The organism is Alkalilimnicola ehrlichii (assembly GCF_003399765.1).
GTDB lineage: Bacteria > Pseudomonadota > Gammaproteobacteria > Nitrococcales > AK92 > AK92.
This window is the reverse complement of the sequence record NZ_NFZV01000005.1, coordinates 1-14,852: the sequence shown is the minus strand read 5'-3', so window position 1 is coordinate 14,852 and position 14,852 is coordinate 1. Positions and strand designations below refer to the sequence as shown.

The following is a 14,852-nucleotide window of genomic DNA, read 5'->3' as shown; positions in this document are numbered from 1 at the left end:
CTCCTTCAGATTGAACTTGTACTTGCTTCCTCATCCTGCATGGCCCCGCCTAACCTTCGCGAACGTCATACGAGCCACATACGGACAGGTGCAGGCCGGCGGGCATTGTACCAGAACATGACCTGTGCCACATTTTTCTGTCTACGAAGCTTGGGTATATAAGGCACACTTCTTTCACCGCAAGCCTTTGCTAAGACCTACAACAGGTCGCAAACGCACCTATCAACGCCTGACCATATCGACCCGGGAACCTATCTCAAGGCCAAGCGTTTCCGCTGCGCTACCTTCGGCCACCGCCACCTCAACCAACCCCGAGGAGTTGTGGTACCAAAAAGCCTCCCCCTTCTGAACTTCGCAAAAGGTACGAGCGTACCTCAGCAAACGCTTCCCAACCCAAAGCAAACCGTCAGCCGCAACGGCATGACTCGGAATGCCGGTAATGGCATTCCCAAACTTGTCCACATAACAGATCTCGAAACAAACACTTGGCCAGCCGATGCCGACCAACTGCCCCGCCGCACATTCCGCCCCCTGAGGCTGCACCCCGTTGGCGATGGCAACAGCAGCCGGACAAAACAGATCTCGGCCGTGGAAGCTGTCCGACGCCCCTTCGGGCACGTCCAATTCAAGTATTCGGACATGCTCGGCACCCTTGATAATCGGCGCCAAAAGTCCATTATCAGGCCCTAGGTACCAACGCCCATCAGCCATCACCGCCAGCGCCTTTCTAGCTCCACCTACGCCTGGATCCACCACCGCTATGACGATCGCCCTCTGCGGCAAGGCCGCGCTATAAGCCTTGAGTAAATAGCCGGAATGCAGAGCATCGAACATCGGCGCATCATGCATCAAATCGACTATCGGCGCTGCCGAGCTAGCCGATAAGAGCGCCTTCATCTGGCCAATGTAAGGCCCCTCCCAGCCAAAATCCGTAAACAGAACGAACATGCTTAAGCCCACCTAACAGGCAAAAAAAACCGGAGCATCGTTCCCGACGCCCCGGTTTCGTTCGGCTCATACGATAGGTTTACCTATCGCGAATTACTCTGCGGCTTCTGCACTCTCCGCCTCAGCCGCTTCCGGCATCGGACGGTCAACCAACTCCACGTAAGCCATCGGCGCATTGTCGCCGGCGCGATAGCCATACTTCAAAATCCGCAGGTAACCACCCGGCCGCTCTTTGTAGCGCGGGCCAATCTCGGAGAACAATTTGCCAACAGCTTCTTTGTCGCGCAGGCGCGCAAAAGCCAGCCGCCGGTTGGCAACGCTGTCCTCTTTACCGAGGGTAATCAGCGGTTCAGCCACACGCCGCAGCTCTTTAGCCTTGGGCAACGTGGTTTTAATGGCTTCGTGAGTCAGCAGCGAAGCGGCCATGTTCCGGAACATAGCCTTACGATGGCTGCTATTCCGATTAAGCTGTCGTCCGGATTTACGGTGACGCATGATATCTTTCCTTCAGTTCCAAAGCGGGCGCTGCAATCAAACCAGGCGATCAACCAGCAGCCTGATCCCTATCGCCTAATCCCGCGGGAGGCCAGTTTTCCAGCCGCATCCCCAGCGCCAGGCCATGGGACGCCAAAACCTCTTTGATCTCCGTAAGCGATTTCTTACCGAGATTCGGAGTCTTCAAGAGCTCGACTTCCGTACGTTGGACCAAATCGCCAACGTAGTGAATGCTTTCCGCCTTCAAGCAGTTAGCAGAGCGCACCGTCAGCTCTAAATCGTCGATCGGACGCAACAGAACAGGATCGACCTCCGGTTCTTTCCGCTCCGGCTCGCTCTCGAACTCGCCGCCCTCCAAATCGACAAACACAGACAACTGGTCCCGCAACAGGCCGGCTGCCAGGCGGATCGCCTCTTCCGGCTCTAGGACACCATTAGTCTCGATGTCCATAACCAACTTATCTAAGTCGGTGCGTTGTTCGACACGCGCGCTCTCAACGTTATAAGCGACGCGCCGTATCGGACTGAAGCTCGCGTCCAGTTGCAGTCGGCCGATTGGACGGTCTTCTTCGTCACGACGCTGAGTGGCGGGCTCGTAGCCCCGCCCACTGCGCACCCGAAGCGTCATCTTCAGTTCTTCGGCCTTGGTCAGGTTTGCGATCACCATGTCGGGATTCTTAATCTCGACATCGTGTCCGACCTCGATGTCACCCGCGGTCACCACACCTGGCCCTTGCTTGACCAGCGTCAGCGTCGCCTCGTCCTTCGAATGCAAACGAACCGCCAGGTTCTTAAGATTCAGGAGAATATCGACAACGTCTTCCTGAACACCTTCGATCGCGGTGTACTCATGCAGGACGCCTTCGATCTCGGCTTCAACCACCGCATAGCCCGGCATGGAGGAGAGCAACACCCGCCGCAGGGCGTTCCCTAAGGTATGACCGAACCCCCTCTCCAAAGGCTCAAGCGTGATCTTCGCATGCCGGTCGCTGAGGGCATTAACATCAACAATTCGCGGCTTAAGGAAATCCTTAAACAGACCCTGCATGGGCACTTCCTCTCTCGATTCCAGCGGTACGCGAAAGAGCCTTTACTTGGAGTAAAGCTCGACGATCAGGGATTCGTTGATATCGGCGGACAGATCGCTGCGATCCGGAAGGGCCTTCAACGTACCCTCCATCTTCTTCGTGTCCACCTCAACCCACTGAGCAAAACCCTGCTGCTGCGCCATCTCCAGCGCCGCCTGTATGCGGACTTGCTTCTTCGCCTTTTCGCGAACGCTCACCACGTCACCAGGCTTAACCTGGTAAGACGGAATGTTCACAACCTGGCCGTTGACCTGCAACGCGCGATGACCGACTAGCTGACGCGCCTCACTCCGCGTAGAGCCAAAGCCCATACGGTAAGCAACGTTATCCAGCCGACCTTCCAGCAACTGCAACAAGACCTCGCCCGTCGCACCTTTGCGTCGTGCGGCCTCACCGTAATAGTTGCGGAACTGCTTCTCCAGAATGCCGTAAATACGACGAACTTTCTGCTTCTCGCGCAGCTGCAAGCCGTAGTCGGAAGTCCGACCGCGACGCTGGCCATGCTGGCCAGGCGGCGTATCGAGTTTGCATTTGCTGTCGAGCGGACGCATGCCGCTCTTAAGGAAAAGGTCGGTACCTTCCCGACGCGACAGCTTGCACTTAGGACCAATATACCTCGCCATCAATCGTCTCCCTGGGTCAGACGCGACGTTTCTTCGGCGGACGGCAACCGTTATGCGGGATCGGCGTCACGTCCGTAATATTCGTAATGCGGTAGCCTACGTTATTCAGCGCACGTACCGCTGATTCGCGACCCGGCCCTGGGCCCTTAACCCGGACTTCCAGGTTCTTCAGGCCATAGTCGAGCGCCGCCCGACCCGCACGTTCCGACGCCACCTGTGCCGCGAAGGGCGTGCTCTTCCGCGAACCGCGGAAACCGCTGCCACCGGCACTCGCCCAGGAAAGCGAATTCCCCTGACGATCCGTAATGCTAATAATTGTGTTATTGAACGACGCGTGGATATGCGCCACGCCGTCGACCACGGTACGTTTCGCGCGTTTACGACCACGCGAACTGCTTGCAGCTTTCGCCATCGCCTTAATCCTACAGTTGCTATGCAGCTATGCTAGAGCCTTACTTGCCGGCACCGCGCCGCGGACCCTTACGCGTACGAGCATTCGTACGGGTGCGCTGACCACGAACCGGGAGACCGCGCCGATGACGAATGCCCCGGTAACTACCAAGATCCATCAGACGCTTAATATCCATGGCAACGCTACGCCGGAGGTCACCCTCGACGACATACTTGCCGACTTCACTCCGAAGGGCCTCGAGCTCCTGCTCGGACAGCTCCCTCATCTTACGCTCAGGCGCAATTCCGACCGCTTTGCAGATATCCTGCGCCCGGCTCCGCCCAACGCCATAGATATAGGTGAGCGAAATCACAGTGTGTTTGTGGTCGGGTATGTTTACGCCAGCAATACGGGCCATAAACCCAATCTCCCAGTCCGCTCGCGGAAAACCCGCAATGTTATCGAATACAAAGGCGCCGCTTCAAGCGGCAACTTAACCCTGTCGTTGCTTATGACGAGCGTCGGTGCTGCAAATAACACGCACCGAGCCGTTACGCCGGATAATCTTGCAGTTCCGGCAAATCTTCTTAACAGAAGCACGTACCTTCATGGCTTCGTCTCCAAAAACTACGCGTCGCGCCGCGAAAGGCGCGTAGGATAACAGAATTAGCGTCGGCGCGCTAAGAAAAAAACGCGCCGGCACATATCAACTCAAACCCTTATCGGAGAAACCCGGTGCCGCCGTGCCCTTTCAGGTTAGCCTTGCGCATAAGCGGCTCGTACTGATGCGAGACCAAGTGCGCCTGCAACTGCGCCATGAAGTCCATAAGTACGACGACAATAATCAATAGCGACGTCCCACCAAAGTAGAACGGTACATTCCAGTAGAGGATCAAAAACTCTGGCAGCAAACAAACGGCGGTAATATATATCGCCCCGACCATCGTCAGGCGGCTCATCACGCCGTCAATGTACCGCGTAGTCGCCTCCCCAGGACGAACGCCAGGGATAAAGGCGCCCGATTTCTTCAGGTTATCTGCCGTGTCTTTAGCGTTAAAGACCAACGCCGTATAGAAAAAGCAGAAGAATATAATTGCGGCCGCATACAGCCCAACATACAGCGGCTGGCCGGGCGACAGCGTATTTGCGGCGGCCCCAAGCCATCCCAGCCCCGGCGCATCGCCGAACCACTGCCCCACCGTTGCGGGAAAGAGGATGATGCTTGAGGCAAAATCGGCGGAATCACACCTGCCATGTTGAGCTTCAGAGGCAAATGGCTGCTTTGGGCAGCATACACCCGACGCCCTTGTTGCCGCTTGGCATAGTTAACCGTGATCCGCCGCTGCCCTCGCTCGACAAACACCACAAAAGCAGTAACGGCAACAGCTAGAATCAGCAGCAATAGAATGGCTGCGGTACTTAGCTCTCCAGTACTACCCAACTCCAGCGTACCGGCCAACGCACCTGGCAGGCCTGCAACGATGCCGGTAAAGATAATAATGGAAATACCATTACCGATACCGCGTTCAGTAACCTGTTCACCCAACCACATCAAGAAGACCGTGCCGCAGACCAAGGTTACAGTGCCGATGAAGATAAAGTTCCACGTCGGCAACATTGCAACACCCTGCTGCTCCAAAGCAATGGTAATCCCAATGCCCTGCACTGTGGCAAGGCCAACCGTACCATAGCGGGTGTACTGCGTAATCTTTCGGCGCCCAGCCTCGCCCTCTTTCTTCAACTGCTCAAGAGAGGGCACGGTCGCAGCCAACAGCTGCATGATAATGGACGCCGAAATGTACGGCATAATGTTGAGCGCGAATATACTCAACCGCTCGAGCGCCCCGCCCGAGAACATGTTGAACATTTCGAGGATGGTACCGCGCTGGGCATCGAACATTTCAGCCAACTGGCCGGGGTCGATGCCGGGAATGGTGATGTGTGTACCGATCCGATACACGATCATCGCCAACAGCACAAATAACAAACGGCGTTTGACTTCCGCCAACTTCCCGAGGCCCCCGATGGAACCCATATTCGCGCCCGCCTTAGCCACTTAGTCCTCTACCTTACCGCCGGCAGCCTCGATAGCCGCGCGCGCACCCTTGGTGACACCAACGCCACGCACGGTAACGGCCCGAGACAGCTCACCCGATGCAATAATCTTTGCGTTGCGCGCCTGCAAAGGAATAACCTTGGCAGCTTTCAAGCTCAGCAGATCAATCACGTCGCCTTCGACGTACCGTAGCTCGGACAGCCGGACTTCCGCGTTATAGCGGGCAGTCTGCGAGCGAAATCCAACTTTCGGCACGCGCCTTTGCAGGGGCATCTGCCCACCTTCGAAGCCGACCTTATGGAAGCCGCCCGAGCGAGAGTGTTGCCCTTTATGACCGCGACCCGCGGTTTTGCCGTTACCCGATGCAATGCCGCGACCGACACGGTTGCGTTCGGGGCGGCTGCCAGCGGCGGGCTTAATCGTGTTCAAACGCATGATTAAACCTCCTCAACCGACAGCATGTAGGAGACTTTGTTGATCATGCCTCTATTCTCAGGCGTGTCAGCAACAATCACCGAATGCCGAATTTTCCGCAGACCAAGGCCTGCAACACATGCCTTGTGGCTCTGAAGCCGTCCGATGACGCTACGCGTCAACGTGACTTTCAGCTGTTTGTTCTTGCTCATGGCTTAACCCGTAATCTCTTCGACGGATTTTCCGCGCTTGGCCGCCACCTGGTCCGGAGAGGCCATCGCAGTCAACCCATTGATCGTCGCACGAACGACATTAACAGGGTTCCGCGAACCGATGGCCTTGGCCAGAACGTTCTCGACCCCAAGCACCTCGAAAACCGCGCGCATTGCACCCCCGGCAATAATACCGGTACCGTCCGATGCCGGTTGCATAAACACTTTGCTCGCGCCGTGGTTTGCACTTACCGGGTACTGCAACGTCGTCCCGTTGAGATCAACGGTCCGCATGTTCTTACGCGCCTTTTCCATTGCCTTCTGGATGGCGACAGGCACTTCGCGCGCCTTCCCATACCCGAAGCCAACCCGGCCGGCGCCGTCGCCAACCACGGTCAATGCCGTGAAACCAAATTGCCGACCACCTTTAACCACTTTAGCCACACGGTTAACCGTGATCAGCTTTTCGCGGAGGCCGTCGCTATTCACCGAATCGTTGGTCGCCATAGCTCTCGCCCTTGCTTAAAACTGCAGACCGGCTTCGCGCGCAGCGTCAGCCAACGCCTGCACACGGCCATGATAACGGAAGCCAGAACGGTCGAACGCAACCTGAGTAATTCCGGCTGCTTTCGCACGCTCCGCGATCAGTTTACCCACCTCCGCCGCGGCGTCGCGGTTACCGGTGGATTGGAGTTTACCACGGAGATCTTTCTCGACCGTGGAAGCGGCTGCCACCGTACTCTGTCCGTCCGGACCGATCACCTGCGCGTAAATGTGCCGCGGTGTGCGGTAGACGCAGAGGCGGTGGGCGCCCAACTCGCGAATTTTCGCCCGGGCTTTACGGGCGCGCCGCAAACGTGCTGCCTTTTTTCCATAACCCTTACCTGCCCGATTATTTCTTCTTGGCTTCCTTCATGATCACACGCTCGTCGGCATAACGAACGCCCTTACCCTTATAGGGCTCCGGCGGACGATAAGCACGGATCTGAGCAGCGACCTGACCCACCTTCTGTTTATCGATTCCCCTAACCACGATTTCGGTTTGGCTCGGGGTCTCGACAGTGATCCCTTCCGGAATCTCGTGATTCACCGGATGGGAGAAGCCAAGCGTGAGGTTCAAGACTTTACCTTGAGCCTGGGCGCGGTAACCGACGCCCTTCAGCTCGAGCTTGCGCTCGAAGCCCTGCGTCACACCTTGGACCATATTACTAACGATGGAACGGGTAGTGCCGGTCAACGCAACGGCATTCGCTTTCTCGCCGCGCGGTTCAAACAGCAGTTCGCTACCCTCTTGCTTCACGGCAACTAGCTCGTGAACATTCCATTCAAAGGCGCCTTTCGGCCCTTTGATCTTGAGCTGATTCTCAGCGATGGCGACTTCCACGCCACCGGGAATCTGCACTGGTTTCTTGGCAACTCTGGACATGACGTAATCCTAAGTTAGAAGACGACGCACAGAACCTCACCGCCATGACCGGCTGCACGCGCAGCTTTCTCAGTCATAACGCCTTTCGAGGTCGAAACGATGGCGACGCCGAGCCCGCCCCGCACTTGCGGCAGCTCGTCTTTGCCCTTAAAGATACGAAGACCCGGCCGACTTACGCGCTGAATGGTCTCAATAACCGGAGCGCCCTGGTAATACTTAAGATCCACGGTCAGGGTGGGCTTGCCAGCCTCTTCCCCAACGGTGTAGCTTCCAATATAGCCTTCGTCTTTCAAAACCTTGGCGATCGCCGCTTTTAGCTTCGACGAGGGCATGCTGACCTGCGCTTTACGCGCAGTTTGAGCGTTGCGGATGCGGGTCAACATATCCGCAATGGGATCGGTCATGCTCATGCTGTTGCCACCTAAGTGCTATGCGTATTTGCTGGTCAGTTTCGAGCTTACCAGCTCGACTTGACCAGACCCGGGATCTCACCGCGCATGGCCGCCTCGCGCAACTTGTTACGCGCCAAGCCAAACTTACGGTAAACCCCACGAGGACGGCCGGTGACACGACACCGGTTCCGTCCACGAACCGGGCTAGAATCCCGCGGCAGCTGATTCAATTTCAGCTGTGCGTCGAAGCGCTCTTCATCAGAGGTCTCCGGATTCAGGATAATAGCCTTTAACTCCACCCGACGGGCGGCATATTTCTTAGCCAGACGGGCGCGTTTCTTCTCGCGCTCGACCATCGATACCTTTGCCATACCTGCCTCTTACTTCCGGAAGGGAAAGTTGAAGGCCTCAAGCAAGGCCTGACCTTCTTCGTCGCTCTTCGCAGTGGTCGTGATGGTAATGTCCATACCGCGAATAGCGTCGACTTTCTCGTAATCGATTTCCGGGAAAATGATCTGTTCCCGTATACCGAGGTTGTAATTACCCCGACCATCGAAGGACTTCGGCGTAAATCCGCGGAAGTCTCGTATACGGGGGATACTACGTTCACGAAACGATCAAGAAACTCATACATCTTTTCGCGACGGAGCGTTACTTTACACCCAATTGGCCATCCATCGCGAATTTTAAAACCCGCAATCGATTTCCTGGTATACGTAACAATAGGTTTCTGACCGGCTAGCTTAGCCATGTCAGCCTGCGCATTCTCGACGACCTTCTTGTCACGGACGGCTTCGCCTAAGCCCATGTTCAAGGTAATCTTCGTGATACGCGGGACCTGCATCACGTTCTGATAACCAAAGCGTTCCAATAGCGCTTTCGTTACCTCTGATCTGTAATACTCTTGCAGCCTCGCCATCACGTCACCTACGCGTCAACTAACTCGTTGTTGGACTTGAAATAGCGCACCTTACGGCCGTCATCTACCCGGATTCCGACCCGATCCGCTTTTCCAGTCGCCCGATTGTACAACGCCACGTTCGAAATATTGATGGGCATCTCTTTCTCGACGATCCCACCCTGAACCCCCATCTGCGGGTTCGGTTTCGTGTGGCGCTTTACCATGTTTATGTTGGCGACAACGACTTTGTCCTCGTCCGCGATCACGCGGATGACCTCGCCGCGGCGCCCTTTGTCTTTACCTGTGATGACGATAACTTCGTCACCTTTCCTGATCTTCCGCATGACGATCTCCGCCTTAGAGGACTTCCGGTGCGAGAGATACGATGCGCATGAATTTCTCACTGCGCAGCTCACGCGTAACCGGTCCAAACACACGCGTACCGATGGGCTGCAACTGGTTATTCAGCAAAACTGCAGCATTGCTGTCGAAACGGATAATCGATCCGTCCTGACGACGCACTCCCTTGCGGGTGCGTACGACGACAGCGTTATACACTTCGCCTTTCTTCACGCGGCCGCGCGGAATAGCATCTTTGATGCTCACTTTAATAATGTCGCCAATACCGGCGTAGCGGCGCTTGGAACCGCCAAGCACCTTAATACACATAACTTGGCGCGCACCGCTGTTGTCGGCAGCGTCCAAGAGAGTCTGCATCTGAATCATGGCGCTCTACTCGCTAACTTTCCGTTGGTGTCGTGACTGCCGACCCGCGACCGGTGCCACCGCACATTACTGCGCGGCTTTCTCCACGATCTTAACCAGGCGCCAGGTCTTCGTTTTCGAAAGTGGGCGACATTGCTCGATAGAAACAACATCGCCTTCCTGGCACTCATTGTTCTCGTCATGGGCATGAAGCTTGGACGAGCGGCGAATGTACTTTCCGTACAGCGGGTGCTTTACAAGGCGCTCGACCAGCACGGTGATGGACTTGTCCATCTTATTGCTGACGACGCGGCCGGTCATCACCCGAGTTGTCTGTTGCTGTTCGCTCATCACGCCTCACCTGCCGTCCGCTTCTCACCAAGGATCGTCCTGATGCGGGCGATGTCCCGACGAACCTTTTTCATCTGATCCGGTTTGCTGAGCTGCCCGGTAGACTGTTGCATACGAAGGTTGAATTGCTCCTTCAACCGTTCCAACAGCTCCTTGTTTAGCTCTTCTTCACTCTTATTCCGAAGATCTGCTGCGTTCATTACATCACCGTCCGCTGCACAAACGTGGTCTGAACCGGCAGTTTCGCCGCAGCTCGGCGGAAAGCCTCGCGCGCGAGCTCTTCGGAAACGCCTTCGATCTCATAGAGCACGCGACCGGGCTGAATCTTAACTGCCCAATGGTCGACGTTACCCTTACCTTTACCCTGACGAACCTCTAGCGGTTTCGCCGTAATCGGGGTATCGGGGAACACGCGAATCCAGATCTTACCGCCACGCTTAACGTGTCGGGTGATCGCTCGACGGGCCGCCTCGATCTGGCGAGCAGTCACGGGACCACGGGTTGTTGCTTTCAACCCGAACTCGCCGAAGCTCACCTTATCGCCACGACGCGCAAGACCGGTGTTCCTACCTTTTTGCTGTTTACGGAACTTCGTACGCTTTGGCTGCAACATGGCCTAATCCTTAACTCTTCGCGGCGGCGCGTTCTCCGCCTTTCGCTTCGGCCGCCGGCACGTCGCCTTCAATGATCTCGCCTTTGAAGATCCAGACCTTGATGCCGATAATGCCGTAGGTAGTCTTCGCCTCGGCGAAGCCGTAGTCGATGTCGGCGCGCAGGGTGTGCAACGGCACTCGGCCTTCGCGGTACCACTCGCTACGAGCAATCTCCGCGCCGTTAAGCCGGCCAGCGACGTTGATCTTGATGCCCTGGGCACCAATCCGCATCGCGTTGCCGACCGCACGTTTCATAGCGCGCCGGAACATAATGCGTTTCTCGAGCTGCTGGGCCACACCCTCGGCAACGAGCTGCGCGTCGAGTTCCGGCTTGCGAACCTCTTCGATATTGATGTGCACCGGCACACCCATAATCTTCGCAACTTCGCCACGCAGACGCTCGATATCTTCACCCTTCTTACCAATCACGACACCAGGCCGTGCGGTATGAATCGTGACCAACGCGTTCTTGGCCGGACGCTCGATCTTGATTCGGCTTACCGACGCGTGCGAAAGCTTGTTCTTGAGAAAGTTCCGCACCCGGAGGTCGGTATTGAGGTAATCACCGAAGCGGTTGCTGTCGGCATACCACATCGACCGCCAGTCCTCGGTAATGCCGAGGCGAAAACCCGTGGGATGTACTTTATGACCCATTACGGCCCCTCTTTACTTTTCAGCGACCATCACAGTGATGTGACTGGTACGCTTGAGAATCCGATTCGCGCGCCCCTTGGCGCGAGGCTGGATGCGCTTATAGACCGGACCCTCGTCAACAAAGATCCGCGACACAGTCAATTCGTCAATGTCAGCACCGTTATTGTGCTCTGCATTGGCGATCGCCGAATCCAGCACCTTCTTGATAATGGCGGCGGACTTCTTCGGGCTGAACTCAAGCAGGTCCAGTGCCCGAGCTACCGGCAACCCGCGAATTTGATCCGCTACCAAGCGCGCCTTCTGCGGGGACACGCGCGAGTACCTAAGTTTTGCCGCGACTTCCATCGCTATACCCCTACTTGGATTTCTTGTCCGCCGCGTGTCCGCGGTAGGTCCGGGTCATCGCGAACTCGCCCAACTTGTGGCCGACCATATTCTCGTTGACCAACACCGGCACGTGTTGCCGCCCGTTATGAACAGCAATGGTGAGCCCCACCATGTCGGGTACGATCATGGAGCGCCGGGACCAGGTTTTAATAGGACGCTTGCTGTTGGTCTCGACGGCCTGCTCGACCTTCTTAAGAAGGTGGGCGTCGATGAACGGTCCTTTTTTAATCGAGCGTGGCACTGTTCACCAACCTCTCTGCGTTTAACGTTTGCGACCGCGGACGATGAACTGCGTAGTACGCTTGTTCTTCCGCGTCTTGTGACCCTTGGTGGGTTGCCCCCAGGGCGACACCGGATGGCGTCCTCCGGAGGTACGACCTTCACCACCACCGTGCGGGTGATCCACTGGGTTCATGGCCACGCCACGAACCGTCGGGCGAACGCCCCGCCACCGTTTCGCGCCGGCCTTGCCGAGCGAACGCAGCGCGTGCTCGGAGTTACCGACCTCACCAACGGTCGCCTTGCAGTCAACCGGCACTTTACGCATCTCGCCCGAGCGCAAACGGATCGTCGCATAGGCCCCTTCGCGAGCCACCAACTGAACCGTCGCACCAGCCGAGCGCGCCAACTGCGCACCTTTGCCGGGCTTCATCTCTACACAGTGCACCTGCGTACCGACCGGGATATTCCGCAATGGCAATGCGTTGCCCGGTTTAATCGGCGCCTCGGACCCGGAAACGATCTGGGAACCGGCGGAAACCCCGCGGGGCGCGATAATATACCTTCTCTCGCCGTCGGCATAAAGTACTAATGCGATATTCGCACTACGATTCGGGTCGTACTCTAGCCGTTCGACCTTTCCAGGTATGCCGTCTTTATCCCGCTTAAAGTCGATAACGCGGTACCGGCGCTTATGACCTCCGCCCCGATGACGCGTCGTGATGCGGCCAGCGTTGTTGCGGCCGCCGCTTTTGGAACTCTTCTCGACCAGCGCCGCATGCGGCTCGCCGGTGTAGAGCTCCGGATTCTTCACCCGAACGACAAAGCGTCGCCCCGGAGATGTCGGTTTTGCCTTGACCAGTGCCATGGTATTCGCCCGTATCCGCCTCAGTGGGTTGTGTGGTGTTTACGCACCGACGATGTCGATTTCCTGGCCTTCCGCCAGCGCGACGTACGCCTTTTTCCAATCCGAACGGCGGCCACGTATGCGGCCAAAGCCCTTCTTCTTGCCCTTAACGTTCACCACGCGAACGCCGTCGACCTTCACTTCAAACAGTTGCTCGACAGCTGCTTTGACCTCATCCTTAGTGGCATCTTTAGCCACCTTAAACACCACTTGATTGGCGGAATCCGCAATCACGGTGCTCTTTTCGGAGACATGAGGCCCCAAGAGTACGTTGAAAACTCGTTCCTGGTTCATGCCAGCCACTCCTCTATCCGCCGAATGGCATCGACGGTAACCAGTACGTTTTGGTGGCGTAGGAGGCTTACCGGATCGAGACCAACCGGGTCGCGAACATCCACTCTGCCGAGGTTTCGGGAGGCGAGATAAAGATTCTCGCTAACCTCTTCCGTAACGATCAGCACGTCGGAAACGCCGAATTCGCCCAGCTTTGCAACCAGCGCTTTGGTTTTCGGCTCTTCGACATCGAACTTATCGACGACGATCAACCGCTCTTGCCGGATAAGCTCCGACAGGATAGAGCGCATTGCGCCGCGATACATTTTACGGTTGACCTTCTGCTCAAAGCTCCGCGGTTTTGCGGCAAAGCTGACGCCACCCGTGCGCCACAAGGGGCTACGAATGGTGCCGGCGCGCGCGCGCCCGGTGCCTTTTTGACGCCAGGGTTTTGCGCCACCGCCGCTAACTTCGGAGCGGGTTTTCTGCGCCTTCGTCCCAGCACGCCCGCCGGCCATATAGGCCACGACCACCTGATGAATCAGCGCTTCGTTAAAGTCGCGTCCGAAGGCGCCCTCGGAAACCGCCAGCTTGTCACCACCTTTGACTTGCAGCTCCATTAGCTAGCCCTCCCCCTGCGCGTTTTCACCGACGCGCGGATGATCACATCTCCGCCTTCGCTACCAGGAACAGCGCCCCGAATCAGCAGCAGATTGCGCTCTGCATCGACCTTGACGACTTCCAGGTTCTGTACCGTAGTACGTACATTACCCAGCTGCCCCGCCATTTTCTTACCTTTGAAGACACGCCCCGGCGTCTGGTTCTGACCGATGGAACCCGGCGCACGATGCGACAGCGAGTTTCCGTGGGTAGCATCCTGGGTGCGGAAGTTATGCCGCTTAACGGTACCTGCAAAGCCTTTACCTTTACTGGTGCCGGTAACGTCAACTTGCTGGCCCGCTTCAAAGATGTCGACCTTGATTTCGCCGCCTACTTCCAGCTCCGGCGCTTCACCGTCCAGCCGAAACTCCCACAATCCGCGCCCGGCTTCTACACCAGCCTTTGCGAAATGACCTGCAGCAGGCTTGCTCACCCGGGTCGGGCGGCGCGAGCCGGTAGTAACCTGCACCGCGCGATACCCATCCACCTCATCAGCCTTTAGCTGAGTGACGCGGTTAGGAGTCGCTTCGATGACGGTCACCGGCACCGATACGCCATCTTCGGTGAAGACACGCGTCATGCCGCACTTACGACCGACGATTCCGATTCCCATCGTTAACCTCTTCTAGAGACAAAGAGGATCACCCCCGCGCTGCGAGGGTGAATCCTGTCTGCGCCTAAGCGCGTTAGTACAGCTTAATCTGGACATCGACCCCTGCGGAGAGGTCGAGCTTCATCAATGCGTCGACCGTTTTATCGGTCGGATCGATGATGTCCATCAGTCGCTTGTGCGTACGAATCTCGTACTGATCCCGCGCGTCCTTGTTGACGTGCGGCGAAATCAGGATCGTAAAGATCTCTTTCTTGGTCGGCAGCGGGATCGGGCCCTTAACTTGGGCGCCGGTACGCTTGGCCGTCTCTACGATTTCTCGTGCTGATTGATCGATCAGTCGATGATCGAACGCCTTCAAGCGAATACGGATTCTCTGGTTCGCCATGCCGCTTACTCGATAATCTTGGAAACGACGCCGGCGCCGACGGTACGGCCGCCTTCACGAATCGCGAAGCGCAAGCCGTCTTCCATCGCGATCGGCGCA

General features: G+C 56.9%; 27 protein-coding genes and 3 pseudogenes. All 30 read right to left on the bottom strand.

Annotated features, from left to right (window positions below; all coding sequences use genetic code 11):
• Nucleotides 1–222: 222 nt before the first annotated feature.
• Nucleotides 223–948, bottom strand: a complete 726-nt coding sequence (locus CAI21_RS06255) for an SAM hydrolase/SAM-dependent halogenase family protein (protein WP_116301504.1) — start codon at nt 946–948, stop codon at nt 223–225.
• Nucleotides 949–1,041: 93 nt separating this feature from the next.
• Nucleotides 1,042–1,443 (bottom strand): 50S ribosomal protein L17, encoded by a 402-nt coding sequence (gene rplQ, locus CAI21_RS06250; RefSeq protein ID WP_116301503.1) that lies wholly within the window; start codon nt 1,441–1,443, stop codon nt 1,042–1,044.
• 49 nt (nt 1,444–1,492) lie between these two features.
• Complete coding sequence (locus tag CAI21_RS06245; protein WP_116301502.1) at nt 1,493–2,491, bottom strand: DNA-directed RNA polymerase subunit alpha; 999 nt, start codon at nt 2,489–2,491, stop codon at nt 1,493–1,495.
• A gap of 42 nt (nt 2,492–2,533) precedes the next feature.
• Nucleotides 2,534–3,154 (bottom strand): 30S ribosomal protein S4, encoded by a 621-nt coding sequence (rpsD, locus tag CAI21_RS06240; RefSeq protein WP_116301501.1) that lies wholly within the window; start codon nt 3,152–3,154, stop codon nt 2,534–2,536.
• Between the two features lie 16 nt (nt 3,155–3,170).
• The gene (rpsK, locus tag CAI21_RS06235) at nt 3,171–3,566 is read right to left on the bottom strand and encodes a 30S ribosomal protein S11 (RefSeq protein ID WP_116301500.1); all 396 of its coding nucleotides are present in this window, start codon (nt 3,564–3,566) and stop codon (nt 3,171–3,173) included.
• 40 nt (nt 3,567–3,606) lie between these two features.
• A complete protein-coding gene (gene rpsM / locus CAI21_RS06230) occupies nt 3,607–3,963 on the bottom strand; it encodes a 30S ribosomal protein S13 (RefSeq protein ID WP_116301499.1) in 357 nt (118 codons plus the stop codon).
• 75 nt (nt 3,964–4,038) lie between these two features.
• Nucleotides 4,039–4,155 (bottom strand): 50S ribosomal protein L36, encoded by a 117-nt coding sequence (gene rpmJ / locus CAI21_RS06225; protein ID WP_116301667.1) that lies wholly within the window; start codon nt 4,153–4,155, stop codon nt 4,039–4,041.
• Between the two features lie 109 nt (nt 4,156–4,264).
• Nucleotides 4,265–5,580: pseudogene (secY, locus tag CAI21_RS06220) on the bottom strand (preprotein translocase subunit SecY).
• A gap of 21 nt (nt 5,581–5,601) precedes the next feature.
• Nucleotides 5,602–6,036: a 50S ribosomal protein L15 gene (rplO, locus tag CAI21_RS06215; protein ID WP_116301498.1), complete on the bottom strand. Its 435-nt coding sequence runs from the start codon at nt 6,034–6,036 to the stop codon at nt 5,602–5,604.
• 2 nt (nt 6,037–6,038) lie between these two features.
• On the bottom strand, nt 6,039–6,227 hold the full coding sequence (gene rpmD / locus CAI21_RS06210; RefSeq protein WP_116301497.1) for a 50S ribosomal protein L30: 189 nt from the start codon (nt 6,225–6,227) through the stop codon (nt 6,039–6,041).
• Nucleotides 6,228–6,230: 3 nt separating this feature from the next.
• The gene (rpsE, locus tag CAI21_RS06205; protein ID WP_116301496.1) at nt 6,231–6,734 is read right to left on the bottom strand and encodes a 30S ribosomal protein S5; all 504 of its coding nucleotides are present in this window, start codon (nt 6,732–6,734) and stop codon (nt 6,231–6,233) included.
• A gap of 15 nt (nt 6,735–6,749) precedes the next feature.
• A pseudogene (rplR, locus tag CAI21_RS06200) lies at nt 6,750–7,097 on the bottom strand (50S ribosomal protein L18); the annotation flags it as partial.
• Between the two features lie 22 nt (nt 7,098–7,119).
• A complete protein-coding gene (gene rplF, locus CAI21_RS06195) occupies nt 7,120–7,653 on the bottom strand; it encodes a 50S ribosomal protein L6 (protein ID WP_116301494.1) in 534 nt (177 codons plus the stop codon).
• Between the two features lie 14 nt (nt 7,654–7,667).
• Complete coding sequence (rpsH, locus tag CAI21_RS06190) at nt 7,668–8,063, bottom strand: 30S ribosomal protein S8 (protein ID WP_116301493.1); 396 nt, start codon at nt 8,061–8,063, stop codon at nt 7,668–7,670.
• A gap of 47 nt (nt 8,064–8,110) precedes the next feature.
• Nucleotides 8,111–8,416 carry a 30S ribosomal protein S14 gene (rpsN, locus tag CAI21_RS06185; RefSeq protein ID WP_181919286.1) on the bottom strand — a complete coding sequence of 102 codons (306 nt, stop codon included), beginning with the start codon at nt 8,414–8,416 and terminating at the stop codon, nt 8,111–8,113.
• A 9-nt stretch (nt 8,417–8,425) separates the two neighbouring features.
• Nucleotides 8,426–8,964, bottom strand: a pseudogene (gene rplE / locus CAI21_RS06180) (50S ribosomal protein L5).
• A gap of 8 nt (nt 8,965–8,972) precedes the next feature.
• A complete protein-coding gene (gene rplX / locus CAI21_RS06175) occupies nt 8,973–9,290 on the bottom strand; it encodes a 50S ribosomal protein L24 (RefSeq protein ID WP_116301492.1) in 318 nt (105 codons plus the stop codon).
• Between the two features lie 13 nt (nt 9,291–9,303).
• Nucleotides 9,304–9,672 (bottom strand): 50S ribosomal protein L14, encoded by a 369-nt coding sequence (gene rplN / locus CAI21_RS06170; RefSeq protein ID WP_116301491.1) that lies wholly within the window; start codon nt 9,670–9,672, stop codon nt 9,304–9,306.
• 66 nt (nt 9,673–9,738) lie between these two features.
• Nucleotides 9,739–10,002, bottom strand: coding sequence for a 30S ribosomal protein S17 (rpsQ, locus tag CAI21_RS06165; RefSeq protein WP_116301490.1), 264 nt, complete (start codon nt 10,000–10,002; stop codon nt 9,739–9,741).
• Nucleotides 10,002–10,202, bottom strand: coding sequence for a 50S ribosomal protein L29 (gene rpmC / locus CAI21_RS06160; RefSeq protein WP_116301489.1), 201 nt, complete (start codon nt 10,200–10,202; stop codon nt 10,002–10,004). The genes rpsQ and rpmC overlap by 1 nt, the downstream gene beginning before the upstream one ends.
• Nucleotides 10,202–10,615, bottom strand: a complete 414-nt coding sequence (rplP, locus tag CAI21_RS06155; RefSeq protein WP_116301488.1) for a 50S ribosomal protein L16 — start codon at nt 10,613–10,615, stop codon at nt 10,202–10,204. Before rplP ends, rpmC begins: the two co-directional genes overlap by 1 nt.
• Nucleotides 10,616–10,625: 10 nt before the next feature.
• A complete protein-coding gene (gene rpsC, locus CAI21_RS06150; protein ID WP_116301487.1) occupies nt 10,626–11,309 on the bottom strand; it encodes a 30S ribosomal protein S3 in 684 nt (227 codons plus the stop codon).
• A gap of 12 nt (nt 11,310–11,321) precedes the next feature.
• Complete coding sequence (gene rplV / locus CAI21_RS06145; RefSeq protein ID WP_116301486.1) at nt 11,322–11,654, bottom strand: 50S ribosomal protein L22; 333 nt, start codon at nt 11,652–11,654, stop codon at nt 11,322–11,324.
• A gap of 10 nt (nt 11,655–11,664) precedes the next feature.
• A complete protein-coding gene (gene rpsS, locus CAI21_RS06140; protein ID WP_116301485.1) occupies nt 11,665–11,937 on the bottom strand; it encodes a 30S ribosomal protein S19 in 273 nt (90 codons plus the stop codon).
• Nucleotides 11,938–11,958: 21 nt separating this feature from the next.
• Complete coding sequence (gene rplB, locus CAI21_RS06135) at nt 11,959–12,783, bottom strand: 50S ribosomal protein L2 (RefSeq protein WP_116301484.1); 825 nt, start codon at nt 12,781–12,783, stop codon at nt 11,959–11,961.
• A gap of 39 nt (nt 12,784–12,822) precedes the next feature.
• Entirely contained in the window at nt 12,823–13,116 is a 294-nt protein-coding gene (gene rplW, locus CAI21_RS06130) for a 50S ribosomal protein L23 (RefSeq protein ID WP_116301483.1), read from the bottom strand.
• Entirely contained in the window at nt 13,113–13,715 is a 603-nt protein-coding gene (gene rplD / locus CAI21_RS06125) for a 50S ribosomal protein L4 (RefSeq protein ID WP_116301482.1), read from the bottom strand. Before rplD ends, rplW begins: the two co-directional genes overlap by 4 nt.
• Nucleotides 13,715–14,368: a 50S ribosomal protein L3 gene (rplC, locus tag CAI21_RS06120; RefSeq protein WP_116301481.1), complete on the bottom strand. Its 654-nt coding sequence runs from the start codon at nt 14,366–14,368 to the stop codon at nt 13,715–13,717. Before rplC ends, rplD begins: the two co-directional genes overlap by 1 nt.
• 73 nt (nt 14,369–14,441) lie before the next feature.
• Entirely contained in the window at nt 14,442–14,753 is a 312-nt protein-coding gene (gene rpsJ / locus CAI21_RS06115; RefSeq protein WP_116301480.1) for a 30S ribosomal protein S10, read from the bottom strand.
• 5 nt (nt 14,754–14,758) lie between these two features.
• Nucleotides 14,759–14,852, bottom strand: a 94-nt coding sequence (locus CAI21_RS06110) for an EF-Tu C-terminal domain-related protein (protein WP_207545791.1), incomplete at its 5' end; no start/stop codon positions are given.

What these genes read in the sequence shown, in the direction of transcription:
- CAI21_RS06255 (WP_116301504.1), bottom strand. Translation starts at nt 948, where the DNA reads ATGTTCGTTCTGTTTACGGATTTTGGCTGGGAGGGGCCTTACATTGGC.
- rplQ (WP_116301503.1), bottom strand. Translation starts at nt 1,443, where the DNA reads ATGCGTCACCGTAAATCCGGACGACAGCTTAATCGGAATAGCAGCCAT.
- CAI21_RS06245 (WP_116301502.1), bottom strand. Translation starts at nt 2,491, where the DNA reads ATGCAGGGTCTGTTTAAGGATTTCCTTAAGCCGCGAATTGTTGATGTT.
- rpsD (WP_116301501.1), bottom strand. Translation starts at nt 3,154, where the DNA reads ATGGCGAGGTATATTGGTCCTAAGTGCAAGCTGTCGCGTCGGGAAGGT.
- rpsK (WP_116301500.1), bottom strand. Translation starts at nt 3,566, where the DNA reads ATGGCGAAAGCTGCAAGCAGTTCGCGTGGTCGTAAACGCGCGAAACGT.
- rpsM (WP_116301499.1), bottom strand. Translation starts at nt 3,963, where the DNA reads ATGGCCCGTATTGCTGGCGTAAACATACCCGACCACAAACACACTGTG.
- rpmJ (WP_116301667.1), bottom strand. Translation starts at nt 4,155, where the DNA reads ATGAAGGTACGTGCTTCTGTTAAGAAGATTTGCCGGAACTGCAAGATT.
- rplO (WP_116301498.1), bottom strand. Translation starts at nt 6,036, where the DNA reads ATGCGTTTGAACACGATTAAGCCCGCCGCTGGCAGCCGCCCCGAACGC.
- rpmD (WP_116301497.1), bottom strand. Translation starts at nt 6,227, where the DNA reads ATGAGCAAGAACAAACAGCTGAAAGTCACGTTGACGCGTAGCGTCATC.
- rpsE (WP_116301496.1), bottom strand. Translation starts at nt 6,734, where the DNA reads ATGGCGACCAACGATTCGGTGAATAGCGACGGCCTCCGCGAAAAGCTG.
- rplF (WP_116301494.1), bottom strand. Translation starts at nt 7,653, where the DNA reads ATGTCCAGAGTTGCCAAGAAACCAGTGCAGATTCCCGGTGGCGTGGAA.
- rpsH (WP_116301493.1), bottom strand. Translation starts at nt 8,063, where the DNA reads ATGAGCATGACCGATCCCATTGCGGATATGTTGACCCGCATCCGCAAC.
- rpsN (WP_181919286.1), bottom strand. Translation starts at nt 8,416, where the DNA reads ATGGCAAAGGTATCGATGGTCGAGCGCGAGAAGAAACGCGCCCGTCTG.
- rplX (WP_116301492.1), bottom strand. Translation starts at nt 9,290, where the DNA reads ATGCGGAAGATCAGGAAAGGTGACGAAGTTATCGTCATCACAGGTAAA.
- rplN (WP_116301491.1), bottom strand. Translation starts at nt 9,672, where the DNA reads ATGATTCAGATGCAGACTCTCTTGGACGCTGCCGACAACAGCGGTGCG.
- rpsQ (WP_116301490.1), bottom strand. Translation starts at nt 10,002, where the DNA reads ATGAGCGAACAGCAACAGACAACTCGGGTGATGACCGGCCGCGTCGTC.
- rpmC (WP_116301489.1), bottom strand. Translation starts at nt 10,202, where the DNA reads ATGAACGCAGCAGATCTTCGGAATAAGAGTGAAGAAGAGCTAAACAAG.
- rplP (WP_116301488.1), bottom strand. Translation starts at nt 10,615, where the DNA reads ATGTTGCAGCCAAAGCGTACGAAGTTCCGTAAACAGCAAAAAGGTAGG.
- rpsC (WP_116301487.1), bottom strand. Translation starts at nt 11,309, where the DNA reads ATGGGTCATAAAGTACATCCCACGGGTTTTCGCCTCGGCATTACCGAG.
- rplV (WP_116301486.1), bottom strand. Translation starts at nt 11,654, where the DNA reads ATGGAAGTCGCGGCAAAACTTAGGTACTCGCGCGTGTCCCCGCAGAAG.
- rplB (WP_116301484.1), bottom strand. Translation starts at nt 12,783, where the DNA reads ATGGCACTGGTCAAGGCAAAACCGACATCTCCGGGGCGACGCTTTGTC.
- rplW (WP_116301483.1), bottom strand. Translation starts at nt 13,116, where the DNA reads ATGAACCAGGAACGAGTTTTCAACGTACTCTTGGGGCCTCATGTCTCC.
- rplD (WP_116301482.1), bottom strand. Translation starts at nt 13,715, where the DNA reads ATGGAGCTGCAAGTCAAAGGTGGTGACAAGCTGGCGGTTTCCGAGGGC.
- rplC (WP_116301481.1), bottom strand. Translation starts at nt 14,368, where the DNA reads ATGGGAATCGGAATCGTCGGTCGTAAGTGCGGCATGACGCGTGTCTTC.
- rpsJ (WP_116301480.1), bottom strand. Translation starts at nt 14,753, where the DNA reads ATGGCGAACCAGAGAATCCGTATTCGCTTGAAGGCGTTCGATCATCGA.